Source organism: Vibrio sp. R10-SG-ISO4 (assembly GCF_059834135.1).
Window position 1 is genome coordinate 19,955 of the sequence record NZ_JCBDHJ010000003.1, and the last position, 16,543, is coordinate 36,497.

At 50.7% G+C, this 16,543-nt stretch carries 20 protein-coding genes and 9 tRNA genes; 10 read left to right on the forward strand and 19 right to left on the reverse strand.

Annotation, left to right across the window (positions count from 1 at the left end; translation table 11 throughout):
• The first annotated feature begins 25 nt into the window (after positions 1 to 25).
• The 8 genes from mlaF to AC6R03_RS02715 all read left to right on the forward strand — a co-directional run bounded on the left by mlaF (position 26) and on the right by AC6R03_RS02715 (position 5,460).
• Positions 26 to 823, forward strand: a complete 798-nt coding sequence (gene mlaF, locus AC6R03_RS02680; RefSeq protein ID WP_500631419.1) for a phospholipid ABC transporter ATP-binding protein MlaF — start codon at positions 26 to 28, stop codon at positions 821 to 823.
• Positions 823 to 1,611 (forward strand): lipid asymmetry maintenance ABC transporter permease subunit MlaE, encoded by a 789-nt coding sequence (gene mlaE, locus AC6R03_RS02685; RefSeq protein ID WP_500631420.1) that lies wholly within the window; start codon positions 823 to 825, stop codon positions 1,609 to 1,611. Before mlaF ends, mlaE begins: the two co-directional genes overlap by 1 nt.
• A gap of 2 nt (positions 1,612 to 1,613) precedes the next feature.
• Positions 1,614 to 2,102 carry an outer membrane lipid asymmetry maintenance protein MlaD gene (gene mlaD / locus AC6R03_RS02690; protein WP_334553477.1) on the forward strand — a complete coding sequence of 163 codons (489 nt, stop codon included), beginning with the start codon at positions 1,614 to 1,616 and terminating at the stop codon, positions 2,100 to 2,102.
• Between the two features lie 10 nt (positions 2,103 to 2,112).
• Positions 2,113 to 2,751 (forward strand): ABC transporter substrate-binding protein, encoded by a 639-nt coding sequence (locus AC6R03_RS02695; RefSeq protein ID WP_500631421.1) that lies wholly within the window; start codon positions 2,113 to 2,115, stop codon positions 2,749 to 2,751.
• A complete protein-coding gene (locus AC6R03_RS02700; protein WP_500631422.1) occupies positions 2,751 to 3,059 on the forward strand; it encodes an STAS domain-containing protein in 309 nt (102 codons plus the stop codon). Before AC6R03_RS02695 ends, AC6R03_RS02700 begins: the two co-directional genes overlap by 1 nt.
• Positions 3,060 to 3,073: 14 nt before the next feature.
• On the forward strand, positions 3,074 to 3,328 hold the full coding sequence (gene ibaG / locus AC6R03_RS02705; protein WP_487903523.1) for a BolA family iron metabolism protein IbaG: 255 nt from the start codon (positions 3,074 to 3,076) through the stop codon (positions 3,326 to 3,328).
• 9 nt (positions 3,329 to 3,337) lie between these two features.
• The gene (gene murA, locus AC6R03_RS02710) at positions 3,338 to 4,597 is read left to right on the forward strand and encodes a UDP-N-acetylglucosamine 1-carboxyvinyltransferase (protein WP_500631423.1); all 1,260 of its coding nucleotides are present in this window, start codon (positions 3,338 to 3,340) and stop codon (positions 4,595 to 4,597) included.
• 122 nt (positions 4,598 to 4,719) lie between these two features.
• A complete protein-coding gene (locus AC6R03_RS02715) occupies positions 4,720 to 5,460 on the forward strand; it encodes a 1-acylglycerol-3-phosphate O-acyltransferase (RefSeq protein WP_500631424.1) in 741 nt (246 codons plus the stop codon).
• Between the two features lie 111 nt (positions 5,461 to 5,571).
• Here AC6R03_RS02715 and AC6R03_RS02720 read toward each other — a convergent pair.
• The 12 genes from AC6R03_RS02720 to mutY form a co-directional block, all read right to left on the reverse strand.
• Positions 5,572 to 5,647: transfer RNA gene (locus AC6R03_RS02720), tRNA-Asn, on the reverse strand.
• Between the two features lie 45 nt (positions 5,648 to 5,692).
• Positions 5,693 to 5,768, reverse strand: a tRNA-Thr gene (locus tag AC6R03_RS02725).
• A gap of 33 nt (positions 5,769 to 5,801) precedes the next feature.
• Positions 5,802 to 5,877, reverse strand: a tRNA-Asn gene (locus AC6R03_RS02730).
• A 27-nt stretch (positions 5,878 to 5,904) separates the two neighbouring features.
• Positions 5,905 to 5,980 (reverse strand) — tRNA-Thr (locus tag AC6R03_RS02735).
• Between the two features lie 60 nt (positions 5,981 to 6,040).
• A tRNA-Phe gene (locus AC6R03_RS02740) sits at positions 6,041 to 6,116 on the reverse strand.
• 398 nt (positions 6,117 to 6,514) lie between these two features.
• A tRNA-Asn gene (locus tag AC6R03_RS02745) sits at positions 6,515 to 6,590 on the reverse strand.
• A 38-nt stretch (positions 6,591 to 6,628) separates the two neighbouring features.
• Positions 6,629 to 6,704, reverse strand: a tRNA-Phe gene (locus AC6R03_RS02750).
• A gap of 7 nt (positions 6,705 to 6,711) precedes the next feature.
• Positions 6,712 to 6,787: transfer RNA gene (locus tag AC6R03_RS02755), tRNA-Thr, on the reverse strand.
• Positions 6,788 to 6,951: 164 nt separating this feature from the next.
• Positions 6,952 to 7,027 (reverse strand) — tRNA-Phe (locus tag AC6R03_RS02760).
• Positions 7,028 to 7,130: 103 nt separating this feature from the next.
• A complete protein-coding gene (gene mltC, locus AC6R03_RS02765; protein WP_500631425.1) occupies positions 7,131 to 8,285 on the reverse strand; it encodes a membrane-bound lytic murein transglycosylase MltC in 1,155 nt (384 codons plus the stop codon).
• 57 nt (positions 8,286 to 8,342) lie between these two features.
• Positions 8,343 to 8,615, reverse strand: a complete 273-nt coding sequence (locus AC6R03_RS02770; RefSeq protein WP_138971437.1) for an oxidative damage protection protein — start codon at positions 8,613 to 8,615, stop codon at positions 8,343 to 8,345.
• Positions 8,612 to 9,688: an A/G-specific adenine glycosylase gene (gene mutY / locus AC6R03_RS02775; protein WP_334553492.1), complete on the reverse strand. Its 1,077-nt coding sequence runs from the start codon at positions 9,686 to 9,688 to the stop codon at positions 8,612 to 8,614. Before mutY ends, AC6R03_RS02770 begins: the two co-directional genes overlap by 4 nt.
• A 228-nt stretch (positions 9,689 to 9,916) precedes the next feature.
• On the opposite strand from mutY, the gene trmB reads away from it, so the two are divergent.
• Both trmB and glsB read left to right on the forward strand, forming a co-directional pair.
• Positions 9,917 to 10,636, forward strand: a complete 720-nt coding sequence (gene trmB, locus AC6R03_RS02780; protein WP_334568334.1) for a tRNA (guanosine(46)-N7)-methyltransferase TrmB — start codon at positions 9,917 to 9,919, stop codon at positions 10,634 to 10,636.
• Positions 10,637 to 10,713: 77 nt separating this feature from the next.
• The gene (glsB, locus tag AC6R03_RS02785) at positions 10,714 to 11,634 is read left to right on the forward strand and encodes a glutaminase B (RefSeq protein WP_500631426.1); all 921 of its coding nucleotides are present in this window, start codon (positions 10,714 to 10,716) and stop codon (positions 11,632 to 11,634) included.
• A 52-nt stretch (positions 11,635 to 11,686) separates the two neighbouring features.
• Here the strand turns inward: glsB and hemW are convergent, their stop codons facing one another.
• The 7 genes from hemW to AC6R03_RS02820 all read right to left on the reverse strand — a co-directional run bounded on the left by hemW (position 11,687) and on the right by AC6R03_RS02820 (position 16,533).
• Positions 11,687 to 12,865, reverse strand: a complete 1,179-nt coding sequence (gene hemW, locus AC6R03_RS02790) for a radical SAM family heme chaperone HemW (RefSeq protein ID WP_500631427.1) — start codon at positions 12,863 to 12,865, stop codon at positions 11,687 to 11,689.
• A gap of 30 nt (positions 12,866 to 12,895) precedes the next feature.
• Positions 12,896 to 13,495 carry an XTP/dITP diphosphatase gene (locus AC6R03_RS02795; protein ID WP_500631428.1) on the reverse strand — a complete coding sequence of 200 codons (600 nt, stop codon included), beginning with the start codon at positions 13,493 to 13,495 and terminating at the stop codon, positions 12,896 to 12,898.
• Positions 13,496 to 13,519: 24 nt separating this feature from the next.
• Entirely contained in the window at positions 13,520 to 13,951 is a 432-nt protein-coding gene (locus tag AC6R03_RS02800; RefSeq protein WP_500631429.1) for a DUF4426 domain-containing protein, read from the reverse strand.
• Between the two features lie 95 nt (positions 13,952 to 14,046).
• On the reverse strand, positions 14,047 to 14,337 hold the full coding sequence (yggU, locus tag AC6R03_RS02805; protein WP_334568338.1) for a DUF167 family protein YggU: 291 nt from the start codon (positions 14,335 to 14,337) through the stop codon (positions 14,047 to 14,049).
• Positions 14,337 to 14,894, reverse strand: a complete 558-nt coding sequence (locus tag AC6R03_RS02810) for a YggT family protein (protein WP_500627759.1) — start codon at positions 14,892 to 14,894, stop codon at positions 14,337 to 14,339. The genes yggU and AC6R03_RS02810 overlap by 1 nt, the downstream gene beginning before the upstream one ends.
• Before the next feature lie 50 nt (positions 14,895 to 14,944).
• Positions 14,945 to 15,763 carry a pyrroline-5-carboxylate reductase gene (gene proC, locus AC6R03_RS02815; protein ID WP_500629335.1) on the reverse strand — a complete coding sequence of 273 codons (819 nt, stop codon included), beginning with the start codon at positions 15,761 to 15,763 and terminating at the stop codon, positions 14,945 to 14,947.
• Positions 15,764 to 15,831: 68 nt separating this feature from the next.
• Positions 15,832 to 16,533: a YggS family pyridoxal phosphate-dependent enzyme gene (locus tag AC6R03_RS02820; protein ID WP_500631430.1), complete on the reverse strand. Its 702-nt coding sequence runs from the start codon at positions 16,531 to 16,533 to the stop codon at positions 15,832 to 15,834.
• Between the last annotated feature and the right edge of the window lie 10 nt (positions 16,534 to 16,543).

Sequence of the window (16,543 nt, forward strand, 5' to 3'; positions counted from 1 at the left end):
CAATAGGGATATCAACGGGTTCGTTATGCCAGAAGAAGATTTGGTTACTATCCAGAAGCTTACCTTCTCTCGAGGGACGCGCAAGATCTTCGACAATGTCGATCTCAGCGTGCCGAAAGGCAAGGTCACAGCCATTATGGGCCCATCAGGGATTGGTAAAACGACCTTACTCAGGTTGATCGGCGGTCAACTCTACCCAGACAGCGGTGAGGTCTGGTTTGACGGTCACAATATTCCTACCCTGAGTCGCAGCAAGCTCTATCGAGAGCGTAAAAAAATGAGCATGCTGTTTCAATCGGGCGCACTGTTCACCGACTTAACCGTGTTTGACAACGTGGCATTTCCGCTGCGTGAACATACCGAACTTGACGAAGCCATGATTCGCACTTTGGTGCTGCTTAAGCTAGAGGCCGTTGGTCTGCGCGGGGCAGCCGAGTTAATGCCAAGCGAGCTCTCCGGTGGGATGGCACGCCGCGCTGCGCTGGCTCGCGCTATTGCGCTAGACCCAGAGCTCATCATGTTTGATGAGCCTTTCGTTGGCCAAGATCCAATCACCATGGGCGTGCTGGTGGAGCTGATTCGCAGTCTTAACCACGCACTTGGGATCACCGCTATTGTGGTCTCACACGATGTCCCTGAGGTGATGAGCATTGCTGATAAGGTGTACTTAATGGCCAATGGGCAAGTGATTGCGTCAGGGTCGCCGCAGCAACTGCGTGATAATCCGGATCCACAAGTGCAGCAGTTTCTGCTTGGCCAGGCCGATGGCCCTGTGCCGTTTCGTTATCCCTCTCAACCCATCGCAAAGGAGCTGTTCTCCTAATGTCGGATTTGGTCAATGTCATCGCTCATATAGGGCAACGCAGTTTAGCTATCGCGAGTGCCTTTGGTCGCTCGAGTTTGATGTTGGCGGGCGCGATCATCGCTCGCCCTCAGCCCGTCAAACACTTGCCGTTATTGGTTAAGCAGCTTTATAGCGCCGGTGTGCAATCGCTGATCATTATTGTCTTGTCGGGGCTATTTATCGGCATGGTACTGAGTTTGCAGGGCTACGTTATCTTGGTGGATTTTGGCGCGGAGGGCGCACTCGGCCAGATGGTGGCGTTGTCGCTACTGCGAGAGCTTGGCCCTGTGGTGACGGCGCTGCTGTTTGCCGGGCGAGCGGGCTCAGCATTGACCGCAGAGATCGGTTTGATGAAAGCCACCGAGCAATTATCGAGCATGGAAATGATGGCGGTCGATCCGCTGAAACGAGTGATTGCGCCACGCTTTTGGGCCGGGGTGATTTCTATGCCGCTGCTGACGATGATATTTATGGCGGTCGGCATCTGGGGCGGGCAACTGGTCGGCGTTGATTGGAAAGGGATTGATCATGGCAGCTTTTGGTCAGCGATGCAGGCGTCGGTTGAGTTAGGTCAAGACATAGGTAACAGCTTCATCAAAAGTTTTGTATTCGCTATCACAGTGACCTGGATAGCGCTGTTTAATGGCTATGATGCCGTGCCGACTTCGGCCGGGATCAGCCAAGCGACGACACGCACCGTCGTGCACTCTTCACTCGCGGTACTGGGGCTAGACTTCGTACTCACCGCCTTGATGTTTGGGAATTAATCATGCAACAAACACGAAAGACAGAATTATGGGTCGGCAGCTTTGTCCTTGCCGGAATTTGCGCAATCTTAGTGATGATTTTTCAAGTCGCTGACGTTAAAGGACTCGGTTCTGGTGACACTTACACGCTCAAAGCCGAGTTTGACAACATCGGCAGCTTGAAGGTGCGTTCGCCGGTGAAAGTGGGCGGGGTAGTGATTGGACGCGTGGCGAAAATTGAGCTTAACCCTGAGTCACTGCTGCCGGTGGTCACCTTGTCGATTAGCCGCCAATTCGACCAGTTTCCGGAGACATCGAGCCTTAAAATTCTCACCTCAGGTTTGATTGGCGAACAGTATATTGGTTTGACGCCTGGATTTGTCTTTGATGATGAGCAGATGCTGGTGGACGGCGATTATATTGAAGACACCAAGTCAGCCTTGGTATTGGAAGATTTGATTGGCCAAGTGCTATATAGCTTTGGCAGTGACTCTGACAAACAGGCAGAGTAAGGAGAAAAGGATGTTTAGAAAGTTAGTGCTTACTCTCGCATTGGTTATTGCCAGTGTTTCGGTTGGAGCCAAAGAGGTCAACAGGCAAGACCCGTATCAAATGATGGTTCAGGTGTCGGATCAAACCTTTGCGCGTCTCAAAGCGGAGCAGGCGCAAATTCAGCAAGAGCCAGAAAGATTGAAGCTCATCGTAGAACAAGAGTTGATGCCGTATGTGGATGAAAAATACGCGGCGCTCAAGCTGCTAGGGCCAAATTTAAAAGGGGCGAAGCGTGAGGACGTATTGGTGTTTATCGACGCTTTTCGCGCTTATATTGTCGCCTCTTACGCGCAAGTGCTGACCCAATACACCGACCAGACGATTGAATTTGAACCTGAAGGTCGTGTGGATGACAGCCGCACCATTACTGGCGTGAAGCTCGACATCATTGATTCGCCAAGACCGAACATCAAGCTTGAGTTCAAATTGCGTAAAGACAAATCGAGTGGTGAGTGGAGTGCGTTTGACATGATTGCAGAAGGCATCAGCATGCTGTCGAGCAAACAATCTGAGTGGAGTGGCAAGCTGCGCCAAGAAGGAATTCTTGCCGTCGCACAGGAGCTGCAAACACTGGCGAAAACGCCGATTCGCTACGAGAACAAGTCGTAATGAGCGGGGCGACATGGCAGTCGTTGTCCGCCGAATGCTGTGAACTGTCTGGCCATTTGGATAGAGACAGCGTACCTGCACTTTGGCGCACATTGCGGCAGTGGCAACCTCAAGCGCAGAACGTAGAATGGTCATTAAAAGCGGTTAATCGTATCGATTCTGCCGGAATGGTGATGCTAATTCACCTAATTGAGCATGCAAAAAAACAAAACTGTCATATAATGCTCAGCTTCGTACCAGTGGAACTCAATACCCTTTTTCAATTGAGTAATATCCGCAAGGAGCTGGCTGGACACATTAAAAATTAATACCGGGGTGGATCGTGGATAGCGCACAAGTACAACAGATTTTAAATAACGCACTAAACCTGGAAGAAATACACGTTAAAGGAGAGGGCAGCCACTATGAAGTGGTGGCCGTTGATGCGTGTTTTGATGGCATGAGCCGCGTTAAAAAACAGCAGCTAATTTATGCTCCTCTCATGGAATACATCCAAAGAAATGACATTCACGCTGTTTCTATCAAAGCCTTTACGCCGCAAGAGTGGGCTCGTGATAAGAAGTTGATGTCACTATAAGGTTTAGTCATGGAAAAGTTTCGAGTAACGGGGTCTAAGCAACCTCTCGTTGGTGAAGTCACCATTTCAGGCGCCAAAAACGCGGCTTTGCCGATTTTGTTTGCCTCTATTTTGGCCGAGGAGCCTGTTGAAGTATCGAATGTTCCCAAGTTACGTGACATCGATACTACGATGGAGCTGCTTAAGCGCCTTGGCGCTAAGGTTGAGCGCAATGGCAGTGTCCATGTCGACCCAAGCTGCATCACAGAGTACTGCGCGCCGTATGACTTGGTGAAAACCATGCGCGCATCGATTTGGGCGCTTGGCCCGCTGGTGGCACGTTTTGGTCAAGGCCAAGTCTCGCTGCCTGGTGGCTGTGCAATAGGTGCTCGTCCTGTGGATTTGCATATCCACGGCTTAGAGCAACTAGGCGCAACGATCACTCTAGAAGACGGTTACGTGAAAGCGCACGTCGATGGTCGCCTTAAAGGCGCGCATATCGTGATGGATAAAGTGAGCGTGGGCGCAACCATCACCATCATGTGCGCTGCGACCTTGGCAGATGGCAAAACCGTATTAGATAACGCCGCGCGTGAACCAGAGATTGTTGATACGGCTGAGTTTTTGAATAAGCTGGGCGCAAAAATTTCTGGTGCAGGTACGGACACCATCACGATTGAAGGGGTTGAGCGCTTAGGTGGCGGTCAGCACTCTGTGGTGGCCGATCGCATTGAAACGGGGACCTTCCTTGTAGCTGCCGCCGTATCGGGAGGTAAAGTGGTGTGTCGCAACACCAGTGCGTACTTGCTTGAAGCGGTACTGGCGAAACTGGAAGAGGCGGGGGCCTTGGTTGAAACGGGAGACGATTGGATTTCCGTGGATATGACTGGGCGCGAGCTTAAAGCCGTGTCGATTCGCACTGCACCACATCCAGGGTTCCCAACCGACATGCAGGCGCAGTTCACTTTGCTGAACATGATGGCGAAGGGTGGTGGTGTGATCACGGAAACCATCTTTGAAAATCGCTTTATGCATGTGCCTGAGTTAATGCGTATGGGCGCGAAAGCCGAGATTGAAGGCAATACCGTTATTTGCGGTGATGTGACCTCGCTGAGCGGCGCTCAAGTGATGGCGACGGATTTGCGCGCTTCTGCCAGTCTGGTGATCGCAGGCTGTATTGCCCAAGGCGAAACCATCGTTGACCGTATTTACCACATCGATCGTGGTTACGACAAAATCGAAGACAAGTTGACAGCGCTCGGCGCCAAGATTGAGCGCTTTCGCGATTAACACCTTGTCATAGTCTCTTGCCGACAATAGTAAGCCGAAACGGGAGTTTCGGCTTTTTTATAAGGGTGAGATCAGTTAGAGTCGAGCTAGTTTTTAGTTCATAGTGTTCTTGGAGAACCACAATGATTGCACTACTTCGTGTATTGGCTGTTGCGCTTTTTGCAATTGTTATGTTTATTTTTGGTTGCGGCTATTGCTTGTTAAGCCCTCGCAACCCTAAACATGTTTTCACCTTCGGTCGCCTGTTTGGCAAAATGTCGAGTGTGTTTGGTATCAAGCTAGAACTGCGCATTCCAGACGATGCCTACCAACGCGGTCAACATATCTACATTGCCAACCACCAGAACAACTGGGATTTGTTCACTGTCTCTTCGGCGGTGACACCAAAAGTGGTCACTGTGGGTAAGAAGAGCCTTGCGTGGATGCCACTGTTTGGTCAGCTGTACTGGTTGACCGGTAATATCCTGATTGACCGTGCGAACCGCTCGAAAGCGAAAGGTACCATTGATCAAGTGGTCGATAGCATGAACAGCAGCGATGTCTCTGTATGGATGTTCCCTGAAGGAACGCGCTCACGTGGCCGTGGCTTACTGCCATTTAAAACTGGTGCCTTTCACGCCGCTGTGGGAGCGAAATTACCGATCATTCCTATTGTGTGCAGCTCAACCAGTGGCTTGAAGCTCAATCGTTGGAACAACGGTCATGTCATTGTAGAAATGCTGCCACCGGTGTCTACCGAAGGGTATGGCAAAGAGAATGTGCGTGAATTGGCAACGCTATGCCGCGAGCAGATGGCGAAAAAGCTAGAAGAGCTCGATAATGAAGTGGCGAGGCTGAATCAGCAAGAGGGCGTGAAAGCCTAATTCAGCCCACGACCGCGAAGTCGAATATGAGCAGTGACCTAGAGTCGCTGCTTTTTTGTTTGATTTATAGAGACACAAAAAAAGCCAAGTCTTTCGACTTGGCTTTAAAAGTGGCTCCTCCTGCTGGGCTCGAACCAGCGACCTGCGGATTAACAGTCCGTCGCTCTACCAACTGAGCTAAGGAGGAATTATCTTTTTACGTTTCTTTATGAACAGAGCTCTAATAAAGAAATGGTGCCGACTACCGGAATCGAACTGGTGACCTACTGATTACAAGTCAGTTGCTCTACCTACTGAGCTAAGTCGGCGCCGGATTAACAAGCTAAGCTCGTTAATGATATTGGCTCCTCCTGCTGGGCTCGAACCAGCGACCTGCGGATTAACAGTCCGTCGCTCTACCAACTGAGCTAAGGAGGAATTATCTCGTTTGCGATAAAGAATAAATGGTGCCGACTACCGGAATCGAACTGGTGACCTACTGATTACAAGTCAGTTGCTCTACCTACTGAGCTAAGTCGGCACACTGCATTCTTTGCGCTTTGCTGATGTTTAATTGTCTTAGACACCAACAATCAAATTGTGGTGCCCGGAGGCGGAATCGAACCACCGACACGAGGATTTTCAATCCTCTGCTCTACCGACTGAGCTATCCGGGCGACGGGGTGTATTAAAAGACTTTTCGTGTTTGAGGTCAACATCAAATTGCAAAAAAAATATCGTTTGTTGCTTTTCTATACTTAGTGGGCTGTTTTTGCCCATTTTGCTGATTTGAACCATAACGCTTGGCGTATAAAGCCGGGTGGAAAAGAACAAAGAGTGATAACAGAGAGGAAAAAGCACGCGTTAAAGCGTGCTTTTTGTTACTTATCGTATGGATTAGTGTTTAACGTTAAACTTGCTTACCTAGATTCTGACTCTCTGCTCCGGGAGTGATATGCGCTGTACTGTTTGGCACGGGAGCTCCAAAAGCGAGATGGAGGCAATCTATATTTGTACTGAAACGATAAGGGTGTCGATACAAAAAAGCCCCAGTCTTTCGACTGAGGCTCTGATGTGGCTCCTCCTGCTGGGCTCGAACCAGCGACCTGCGGATTAACAGTCCGTCGCTCTACCAACTGAGCTAAGGAGGAATTATTCGTGTATCGCGTATAAACATGACACCAAATAATGGTGCCTCGAGGCGGAATCGAACCACCGACACGAGGATTTTCAATCCTCTGCTCTACCGACTGAGCTATCGAGGCAAAAGAATGGTGCCGACTACCGGAATCGAACTGGTGACCTACTGATTACAAGTCAGTTGCTCTACCTACTGAGCTAAGTCGGCACACTGTATTCTTTGTGCTTTGCTTGTGTATTAATATTTTATTAAGACACCAACAATCAAATTGTGGTGCCCGGAGATGGAATCGAACGCGGACAGCTAGTTCACCGACACATAATTGCAGAGCAATTATCTTTGCATTCGTCTTACTTCAAACACCTTAAATATGGTGCCCGGAGGCGGAATCGAACCACCGACACGAGGATTTTCAATCCTCTGCTCTACCGACTGAGCTATCCGGGCGACGGAGCGCTATTAAACGGATTTTCCGTCTTCGCGTCAACTTGTTTTTGGAAAAAAAAACAAAAAAGTGGTTAAGTGCCGACAATTTAGCCGTTTTGGCACATTAGGTTCTCCCCGAGTTAAAGGCTTTTTTGAAATTTGTTACTTTCTCTAGGTAACGACGCGCTTCTGCGTTGGGATGCTTTTTCGTCAGCGCCCAGTAGACCTGATTTGGCTGTAGGGCATTGAGGTCACGCATTGCCCGTTTCCTGTCGTTGCGATCAAAAGTGTTGAGTACGCCCCCGGTGCCACCGTTGTAGGCAGAAATCATGCTGTATTCGAGCGATGTCGGATGGCGAACGTCTTTCAAGTAGCGATTTTTGAGAATGTAGAAGTAGGCGGTACCCGTATCTATGTTGTTCTCAGGATTAAACAGATACTCCGGCGTCGGTTGGCCGGATTTCTTTTTCACCAGTTGAAACACATCGCGCCCAGCGGTTTTCGGCACGACCTGCATCAGACCATACGCGTTGGCCCAACTCACCGCATAAGGATTAAAACTACTTTCGGTTTTAATGATGGCGTAGATAAGATCTTCTGGAATGTCATATTTTTTCGATGCGCGGCGGACAATATCGGCGTACTGATAGCTGCGGATCTCAATTTGCTCTTCCACCATTGGAATTTCAACGTAGTAGGCCTTTTTGAAGTCGACATCTTTCACTTTCAGGTGATTGGCAATGAGGTAATCGGCGAAGCGATTCGCGCGCCATGACCACTGAATAGCTTTGTTGTCTTGGTCGACCACTTGGCGATAAAGAAACGGCTGACCTTCGAGTTTGATCCCTTTAGAGGAGAAGAGATCGACGTTCGCGGGATCATCGGGCGTGAGCAGTGTGGTGACGATGGCGTTTTTTAAGTGGCCTTTAGGATCGGTTGGAGAGACGGTTTCAACCGTGATCAGTCCTTTATCGAAGTTCACTTCTGAACGACTTAGATAGTTGTCGATGTATTTGACGTAGTTACTTTTACCGGCGAATTTGACTTCCGCGCGGCCCCAGCGTTTTTCGATGTTGCCAGAGAAACTGGATATGAGCGACTCCAGTGCGGCGGTGTCTTTCTCAAATTGACCAGGCAACTCAGCCAGATTTTTGGCGAAACGGTTGGTGGGCTCGTAGTTGACGTCATAAAGGCTTTCAACAAATTCGCGGCTACAACCCGTTAAGACCACGGCTAGGCTCAAGGATATAACTGGGCCAAAGTAAGCTAACTTCTTCATATCTCTCTCAAAAAAAAAAGACACCCGCTCTTAATGGGGTGTCTTTAAAGGCTGCTGTTATTCGCTCGGTGGCGTGTATCCCTCGATATGGACCTCTTTGCCTTCAAACAGGAAGTTGACCATCTCGGTTTCGATCAATTTACGGTGCTCAGGATCCATCATGTTGAGCTTCTTTTCATTGATCAGCATGGTTTGTTTGTGTTGCCACTGCGCCCATGCCTCTTTTGAGATGTTGTCAAAAATACGTTTACCTAGTTCGCCTGGGTAGAGCTGGAAATCCAGTCCATCGGCTTCTTTTTGTAGTCGAGCACAAAATACCGTGCGGCTCATAACGACTCCTTTGATCGAATGCTGCGTAGTTCTGACGGTAAGCTCTCCAGCAATTGCTTCACAGGAGCGGCCAAACCGACTTCTACAGGTTGGGATAAGTTATACCAAAGACCTTTGCTGCCTTCCATTATCCTATCGGGTTGCTTTGATACGTCTACCAAAATTGGCGTGATATCGAGGTGATAGTGACTGAAGGTGTGGCGAAACGCGATCAGTGGTTGTTGGTCGACAATGCTGCTTGGCAGCACGCCTCGGGTGTCGAGTGATGGTTCGATAGCAGCGTTGTGGTGTTCAGGAAAACAGTACAAACCGCCCCAAATGCCCGACTGTGGGCGCTGCTCGAGCCACACCTGTTGGTTGTGATGCAAGATCACAAACCAGGTCTCTTTGACCGGTTTCTCTTTCTTCGGCTTTTTGCCCGGGTAATCCAGCGGATTACCCTGTTTGTAGGCCGCGCAGAAGGTGGAGACAGGACAGAGTGAACATTTCGGCTTGCTGCGCGTGCAGACCATCGCGCCCATGTCCATCATGGCTTGGTTGTACTTGTCGACGTCGCGGCTTGGTGTGTGTTCACAGGCAAAGGACCAGAGCTGATTTTCGACCCGTTTTTGCCCCGGCCAACCTTCTACGGCAAAACAGCGTGCGAGAGTGCGTTTGACGTTGCCATCTAAGATCGCATGTGGCTGTTTGTACACAGAGGACAAAATCGCCGCCGCAGTGGAGCGGCCAATGCCGGGTAGGGCGTTGAGTTGTTCAATCTGTTGTGGAAACTCGCCTTGGTACTGGTCACGAACGATTTGAGCGGCTTTGTGCAAATTGCGCGCTCTGGCGTAATAGCCGAGCCCAGTCCATAGATGCAGCACTTCGTCTTGCGGCGCATCAGCAAGCGCGGTCACCGTCGGAAAGCGCGCCAAAAAACGCTGGTAATATGGGATAACCGTAGCGACTTGGGTCTGCTGGAGCATGATCTCCGACAGCCAAACACTGTAGGCGGTTTTATTCTGTTGCCATGGAAGGTTTTTGCGACCATAGGCGTCATACCACTCTAAGATGGCGGTTGCATAAGGCGTCACGACTTGCTCTGTGTTCTATGATTTATGGAGCAAAATTGCACCACAGAACACGCCTTGAGTGCAACCGACAATCTGTAGGGATATGTTGAACTCATGGTTGAGCTTAGAGTTGTGTTGAGGCGCTTGAGCAATTGTCGCTTTGTGCGCGTAAAACACTTGCACCAGTGGCGATTCTTTGGATAATCACAATCCCTTTGAGGCGAGACCAATTTTTAGACAGGCAGAATCATGAGTGAAGTGACCACCAACGAGTACAACGAAGACGGTAAACTGATACGCAAAGTAAGAAGCTTTGTTCGTCGCGAAGGTCGTTTGACCAAAGGTCAAGAGAATGCGATGAAAGAGTGCTGGCCGACCATGGGCATCGATTACAAAGCGGAGCGACTCAATTGGCGTGAGGTGTTCGGCAATGATAACCCTGTTGTGCTAGAAATTGGTTTTGGCATGGGCGCCTCTTTGGTCGAAATGGCCAAGAATGCCCCTGAAAAGAACTTTATCGGTATTGAAGTACACAGCCCAGGTGTGGGTGCGTGTCTATCGGATGCGCGTGACGCAGGCATCAGCAACCTTCGCGTCATGTGTCACGATGCGGTTGAAGTGTTTGAGCACATGATCCCAGACAGCAGTCTGGCGACGCTGCAACTCTTTTTCCCAGACCCATGGCATAAGAAGCGTCACCATAAGCGCCGTATCGTTCAGCTTGAGTTTGCTGAGATGGTGCGCAAAAAGCTAATTGAAGGCGAAGGCATCTTCCATATGGCGACAGATTGGGAAAACTACGCGCAGCACATGATTGAGGTGATGAATCAAGCGCCGGGCTATGAGAATATCGCCACAGAGGGCGATTTTGTTCCTCGTCCTGACGAGCGTCCTCTCACCAAATTTGAAGCCCGAGGCCATCGTTTAGGCCACGGCGTTTGGGACATCAAATATAAGCGCGTTGGCTAATCTAAGCGCCACGTAGAGTCACAAAAGCCGACATGATTCATGTTGGCTTTTTTCGTTGAACTGATTGAGGTTTTGCAATGACACCGACCAATGACATGCTAGCGAGCATTCTCGATGAGGTGCGCCCACTGATTGGCAAGGGCAAGGTCGCTAACTACATTCCCGCGCTGGCGAGAGTGCCTGCAGACAAACTGGGCATGGCCGTTTTCACTAACCAAGGTGAGGTGTTTAAAGCGGGGGATGTCGATGAGCCCTTTTCGATTCAATCGATTTCGAAAGCGCTCAGCTTAACGTTAGCCATGTGTCTCTATCAGCCAGAAGAGATCTGGCGCCGTGTGGGGAAAGAACCGTCTGGTCAGGCGTTCAACTCTTTGATTCAGCTTGAGATGGAGCAGGGCATTCCACGTAACCCGTTTATTAACGCTGGTGCTATTGTGGTGGCGGATCTGCTCAGTTCGCGCCTTTCAGCGCCCAGGCAGAGGCTGCTGGAGTTTGTGCGTCAGTTATCCGGTGATACTCATATTTGCTATGACAAAGTGGTGGCCGCATCAGAGATGATGCACAGTGACCGCAATGCGGCGATCGCGTATTTGATGCGCTCATTTGGCAACTTTGAAAACGAGGTCATCCCGGTGCTGAACAACTATTTTCACGCTTGTGCGTTGAAAATGAGTTGCGTCGACTTGGCGAAAACCTTCAGTTACCTGGCCAACAAAGGCACCTCAGTGCAAACACAAAAGCCGGTCATCACGCCGACACAAACTAAGCAGCTCAATGCGCTACTGGCGACGTGTGGTCTCTATGATGGCGCGGGCGAGTTTGCCTATCGAGTGGGGATGCCGGGTAAATCGGGAGTTGGCGGTGGCATTGTCGCGGTGATTCCTGGTGAGATGACCATCGCAGTGTGGTCACCAGAGCTAGACGCCTCTGGCAACTCATTAGCGGGCACTTGCGCCCTTGAGTTGTTTTCTCAGCGTATCGGGCGCTCTATTTTTTAGTGCTTGCTTTCACTGGTGCTGATTAGGGCGCAGGTTGGCCTGTCGCGCGCCCTTATTCACTCTCATCCATAAACGCTGCGAGCAGGTCATTGAGAAACAATTTGCCTTTCTCGGTGACTTGCCAGCTTGTCACACTTTCATCGATATAGCCTTTTTCAACGGCCCAGTTCATAGTTGGCGCGATCACGTCTAGCGCTAAGCCGGTGGTGTCGATGAAGTCTTGCTTCGGACACGCTTCAAGTAAGCGAAAACGGTTCATAAAGAACTCAAAAGGGCGCTCTTTGTGCTCGACTTGATGCTCATCAGATATGTAGGGCTTGGTGAGGTTCTGATACGCCGCCAAGTACCCTTTGGGGTGTTTGATTTTCGTGGTCCGCACAATGCGACCATCGGCAAAGCTTATCTTCCCAGCGCTGCCACAACCAATGCCAAGGTAATCGCCAAAGCGCCAGTAGTTGAGGTTGTGCTGACACTCATAGCCCGGCTTACTGTAGCCAGAGATTTCATACTGCACGTAGCCTGCTTGAGTGAGCTTTTGATGGCCCAGCTCGAAAATATCCCACAGCGCATCGTCATCCGGCAGTACGGGTGGTTTGGAGTAGAATAGGGTGTTGGGCTCAATCGTCAGCTGATACCAAGAGAGGTGCGGAGGGTTGAGCTCGATGGCTTGTTCAAGATCGGACAATGCCTCTTGGACTGATTGATCCGGCAAGCCGTGCATCAAATCGAGATTAAAGCTGTTTAAGCCTATGGTATGCGCAAGTTTCGCTGCGTTGACGGCTTCTTGCTCGCCGTGAATACGGCCCAATCGTTGGAGTTTCTCGGCCGCAAAACTCTGCACGCCAATCGAGATGCGGGTCACTCCTGCAACTTGGTATCCGCCAAAGCGCTCAGCCTCTATCGTGCCAGGGTTGGCTTCCATGGTGATCTCAATGTCATCTTTAAACGCAATGCGCGCACGAATACCAGAGAGCATGCGCTCAATGCCCTGAGGCGAAATCAAGCTTGGCGTGCCGCCACCGATGAAAATCGAGTGCAAAGGCCGCGGGTTAGCATTGAGCTGGTAGCGCTCAATATCGCTGTCGAGATCCTCAAGCAGGGCATCAATGTATTGCGCTTCAGGAATCGTATCCTTGAGTGCATGGGAGTTAAAATCGCAGTACGGGCACTTTTGTACACACCAAGGGATGTGGACATAGAGACTGAGATTCGGAGGCGTTAGCTTGGTCATGAACGTGGACATGAGCGTGGTCATGAGCGGTTACAGCGGCTGTTGTGATAGCTGAGCAAAGAGCTGCTTAAGCGCTTTACCGCGGTGCGATAGCTGCTTTTTGCGTGCGGGTTCAAGCTGCGCGCTGGCGCACTGATCTTCTGGAACAAAGAAAATCGGATCGTAGCCAAAGCCATGTTCACCTTGAGGCTCAGTCAAAATGCGCCCTTCCCACATGCCATGACAGACGATCGGAGTAGGGTCTTGGTGATGACGCATCAAGACCAAAACACAATGAAAGCGCGCCGTGCGCTGCGCTTCTGGGACATTCTCCATCGCCGCGAGCAGCTTTTCCAAGTTCTGCTGATCGCTGGCACCTTCTCCGGCATAACGCGCAGAATAAATGCCCGGCGCACCTTGTAGGTAATCGACTTCAAGGCCAGAATCATCGGCAATGGCGGCCAGCCCCGTCTCTTTCGCGGCGTGGCGCGCCTTGATGATGGCGTTTTCGATAAAGGTGGTGCCTGTCTCGGCCACTTCTGATACCGCATAGTCACTTTGTGCGACCACATCAAAGCCAAATTCAGACAACAGATCCGCCATTTCGCGGACTTTACCTTGATTGCTCGTGGCTAATACGATTTTCTTCATACTTCTCTCGCTCTCTCTATCGTCTTACTCTTCGACATAAAATTTTTGGCTGAACTTTACTGGTCCTGTGCCTTTAATGCCAGCATTAACATCAATCGTGAACGACAAGGTTTCTTCATTACTGATTGGAAACTCGGCGATATAGTAAATCGCTTCCCCTTCCACTATCTCGCGGAACGCCAATGTTTTGCTTTGGCCAATCAGGTTTTTGGCCTGACCGCTGACCGCAGCCTTGATAGCAGGTTTGCCGGCAGCTGAGTTGTCGAGCACACTGACATTGAGGATAGCCGAGTACCCGTTGCGTTTGAGCTGGTAGCTGCGCGCCACCGCTGGGGTCAAAAAGGTCGAATTAAAGGCGGAGTAGTGCACTTCGATGTCTTTGATGGTTTTGAACTGCTCGGCGGTGCTAGGGAGTGCCAGCAGAGCGAGTAAAAATAGGCAAAAGCGAGCTTTCATGAGCGTTCCTTTCAATGATTGTTTTTCATGCCTGGTAGACATGGTGTCCTTACATGGTTAGACAGCATGAGGCTTGAACGTAAAAGTAAGCCACCCTAGAGGATGGCTTGGATAACGGGTGGTATCTGCTTGGCGTCGGCGATGCGCACTTGTTTGTGGCGGCCCAATTCGCCTTTTTCTATCGCCACCATGCCCTTGGCCACTTTGCATTGCTTGGCAAGATATTTGGTGAGATGCGCATTGGCTTTACCGTCTACTGGAGGGGCGGTAATGGCAACTTTTAATTCATCACCATGCACCCCGACGAGACTATCGCGGCTTGCTTTAGGTTGGATATAAAGGCGCAGCACCAGATCGCTGCCCTCTAGCCAAGCCGCGAGTGCCATTAGAGCTGATACCAAATAGGGCCAATGATGTCACCCATCAGGAAGTTAGCAAACTGCAGCACGATAAACAGCACCAGTACGCTCAAATCAAAGCCGCCCATGGCTGGAAGAACGCGGCGAATTGGCGCCAACATAGGTTCAGTCAACTGATGGAACACGTACTCAATTGGGCTGCGGCCTTGGCTGACCCAGCTCAAAATCGCGCGGATCAGTAGAACCCAGAACAGTAAGCTGCCTGCGGCTTTGAGCAAAGAGAGCAAGCCAAGGAACAGGAAGTCGGCACTGAAGGTGACGGAGCCGCCTGAGGCAATCAAAATCAAGGCGACAAACTTCAAGACGCACAACACGTAAGCAAATAGCACGGTGGCGAGATCAATGCTGCCTACCGATGGGATCACGCGGCGCAGCGGCGCAACGACCGGTTGTGTCGCTTTAACGATAAATTGCGAGAAGGGGTTATAGAAATCGGCGCGCGCCGCCTGTAACCAGATCCGCAAAATGACGACCATAATGTAGAGGTCGAACAGTGTGGAAATCAAAAAACTCATTGAATTCATAGGGTAACCTTACTTCGTCGAGCCAAGGCTCGGGCTGTTAAAACAGAACTTTAAAACAGTGTTTCCATCTCTTTCGCACGGCTGACCGCAGCTTGCATTGCTTTGGCTACTATAGCGGAAAGTTGGTGTTCGTTGAATGTACGCAGCGCTTCTGCGGTAGTACCACCTTTGGAGGTCACCTGCTCGCGCAGTGTCGACAGTTCAATATCTGGGTTGGCGACCACCATCTCAGCCGCGCCCAATGCCGATTGCTGGACGAGCAATCTGGCGGTCTCTTTGTCAAATCCTTGAGCCATCGCCTCTTGCTGCATCGCTTCCATAAATAGGAAGAAGTATGCCGGCGCGCTGCCTGCGGCGGCAATGATGTTGTTGATGCCGGACTCTTGCTCTACCCAGCAGCAGCGGCCCACTGCGCTCATCAGCTGCTCAGCAAAGGCTTTGTCGCTATCACTGACGCTCTCTGGCGCGTAGAGACCGCTCATCCCTTTGCCGAGTTGCGATGGTGTGTTTGGCATAACACGCACCAGTGGCGCCTTTGTGGCGAGCATCTCTTGTAGGCGTTGGCAATGAATGCCTGCGGCAATAGAAATGACCAGTTTGTTGGAAAAGTCGATGCCCTGTAGTGGCTGACAGACCGCTTCCATCATTTGTGGCTTGACCGAAAGAACCACCACATCTGCATCGTTTGCTGCTTGAATATTGTCGCTGGTGGTGTGAATGCCATAGGTCTCTTCCAGTGGCAAGCGGCGCGTGGTTGACGGCGCCGTCGCGGTAATCAGTGATGCTGGGTAACCATCGGCGACAAGGCCAGCAACGATAGCGCGAACCATATTTCCTGCGCCAATAAAGGCAATCTTCTTCTGTTCCATGGCGGAGTGAATCCTTATCTCTGTGTTATTTGGCCAAAGTGTTGGCCCCTGATGGTTGGGAATGGCGCTTAACTACGGGCGCCAAAAATCGCGCTACCGATCCGCACCATAGTGCTGCCTGCTTCAATGGCGGCGTCCATATCCCCGCTCATGCCCATCGATAATGTATCTAAGGTGACGTCGGGCAAACGTTGCGCCAACGACCTCTGCAGCTCAGCCAGTTCAGTGAATGCACCTAGCTGAGCCGCGTAATCGGGTGTGCTTGCCGGAATGGACATCAACCCTCTTAAAGTGAGGTTGGGCAGCGTAGAAATCAACTCTGCGAGTGCGAAGATTTCTTCGCCACTGGCGCCGGATTTGGAGGCTTCGCCACTGGTGTTGACTTGAATGAGCACTTGCAGCGGCGCTAGGCCTTCTGGTCGCTGGTCATTAAGGCGCTGCGCTATTTTGGCGCGGTCAACAGTATGTACCCAGGCGAAATTCTCCGCCACGATACGGGTTTTGTTCGATTGAATCGGGCCGATGAAGTGCCACTCCAACTCTAACTCTGGGTGATTTTGGCGAAAGTAATCGACTTTATCCGCCCCTTCTTGGACGTAATTTTCGCCAAACGCACGTTGCCCAACCTGCGCTGCTGCAAAAATATCGGTAACAGGTTTGGTTTTACTTACCGCGAGAAGTTGCACTGAGTCTCGAGGGCGTCCACACTTTTGTAAGGACGCATCAATCTGTGAGGTGATCTGTTCGATGTTTTGTTGAATACTACTCATAGCTAACTTT

Bases quoted from the DNA above. Each gene is read 5' to 3' on its own strand.
- glsB (WP_500631426.1), top strand. From the start codon at position 10,714: ATGACACCGACCAATGACATGCTAGCGAGCATTCTCGATGAGGTGCGC.
- AC6R03_RS02770 (WP_138971437.1), bottom strand. From the start codon at position 8,615: ATGAGCCGCACGGTATTTTGTGCTCGACTACAAAAAGAAGCCGATGGA.
- AC6R03_RS02810 (WP_500627759.1), bottom strand. From the start codon at position 14,894: ATGAATTCAATGAGTTTTTTGATTTCCACACTGTTCGACCTCTACATT.
- mltC (WP_500631425.1), bottom strand. From the start codon at position 8,285: ATGAAGAAGTTAGCTTACTTTGGCCCAGTTATATCCTTGAGCCTAGCC.
- proC (WP_500629335.1), bottom strand. From the start codon at position 15,763: ATGGAACAGAAGAAGATTGCCTTTATTGGCGCAGGAAATATGGTTCGC.
- murA (WP_500631423.1), top strand. From the start codon at position 3,338: ATGGAAAAGTTTCGAGTAACGGGGTCTAAGCAACCTCTCGTTGGTGAA.
- hemW (WP_500631427.1), bottom strand. From the start codon at position 12,865: ATGACCAAGCTAACGCCTCCGAATCTCAGTCTCTATGTCCACATCCCT.
- yggU (WP_334568338.1), bottom strand. From the start codon at position 14,337: ATGGCACTCGCGGCTTGGCTAGAGGGCAGCGATCTGGTGCTGCGCCTT.
- AC6R03_RS02795 (WP_500631428.1), bottom strand. From the start codon at position 13,495: ATGAAGAAAATCGTATTAGCCACGAGCAATCAAGGTAAAGTCCGCGAA.
- AC6R03_RS02715 (WP_500631424.1), top strand. From the start codon at position 4,720: ATGATTGCACTACTTCGTGTATTGGCTGTTGCGCTTTTTGCAATTGTT.
- AC6R03_RS02820 (WP_500631430.1), bottom strand. From the start codon at position 16,533: ATGAGTAGTATTCAACAAAACATCGAACAGATCACCTCACAGATTGAT.
- trmB (WP_334568334.1), top strand. From the start codon at position 9,917: ATGAGTGAAGTGACCACCAACGAGTACAACGAAGACGGTAAACTGATA.
- mlaF (WP_500631419.1), top strand. From the start codon at position 26: ATGCCAGAAGAAGATTTGGTTACTATCCAGAAGCTTACCTTCTCTCGA.
- AC6R03_RS02700 (WP_500631422.1), top strand. From the start codon at position 2,751: ATGAGCGGGGCGACATGGCAGTCGTTGTCCGCCGAATGCTGTGAACTG.
- mlaD (WP_334553477.1), top strand. From the start codon at position 1,614: ATGCAACAAACACGAAAGACAGAATTATGGGTCGGCAGCTTTGTCCTT.
- mlaE (WP_500631420.1), top strand. From the start codon at position 823: ATGTCGGATTTGGTCAATGTCATCGCTCATATAGGGCAACGCAGTTTA.
- AC6R03_RS02800 (WP_500631429.1), bottom strand. From the start codon at position 13,951: ATGAAAGCTCGCTTTTGCCTATTTTTACTCGCTCTGCTGGCACTCCCT.
- AC6R03_RS02695 (WP_500631421.1), top strand. From the start codon at position 2,113: ATGTTTAGAAAGTTAGTGCTTACTCTCGCATTGGTTATTGCCAGTGTT.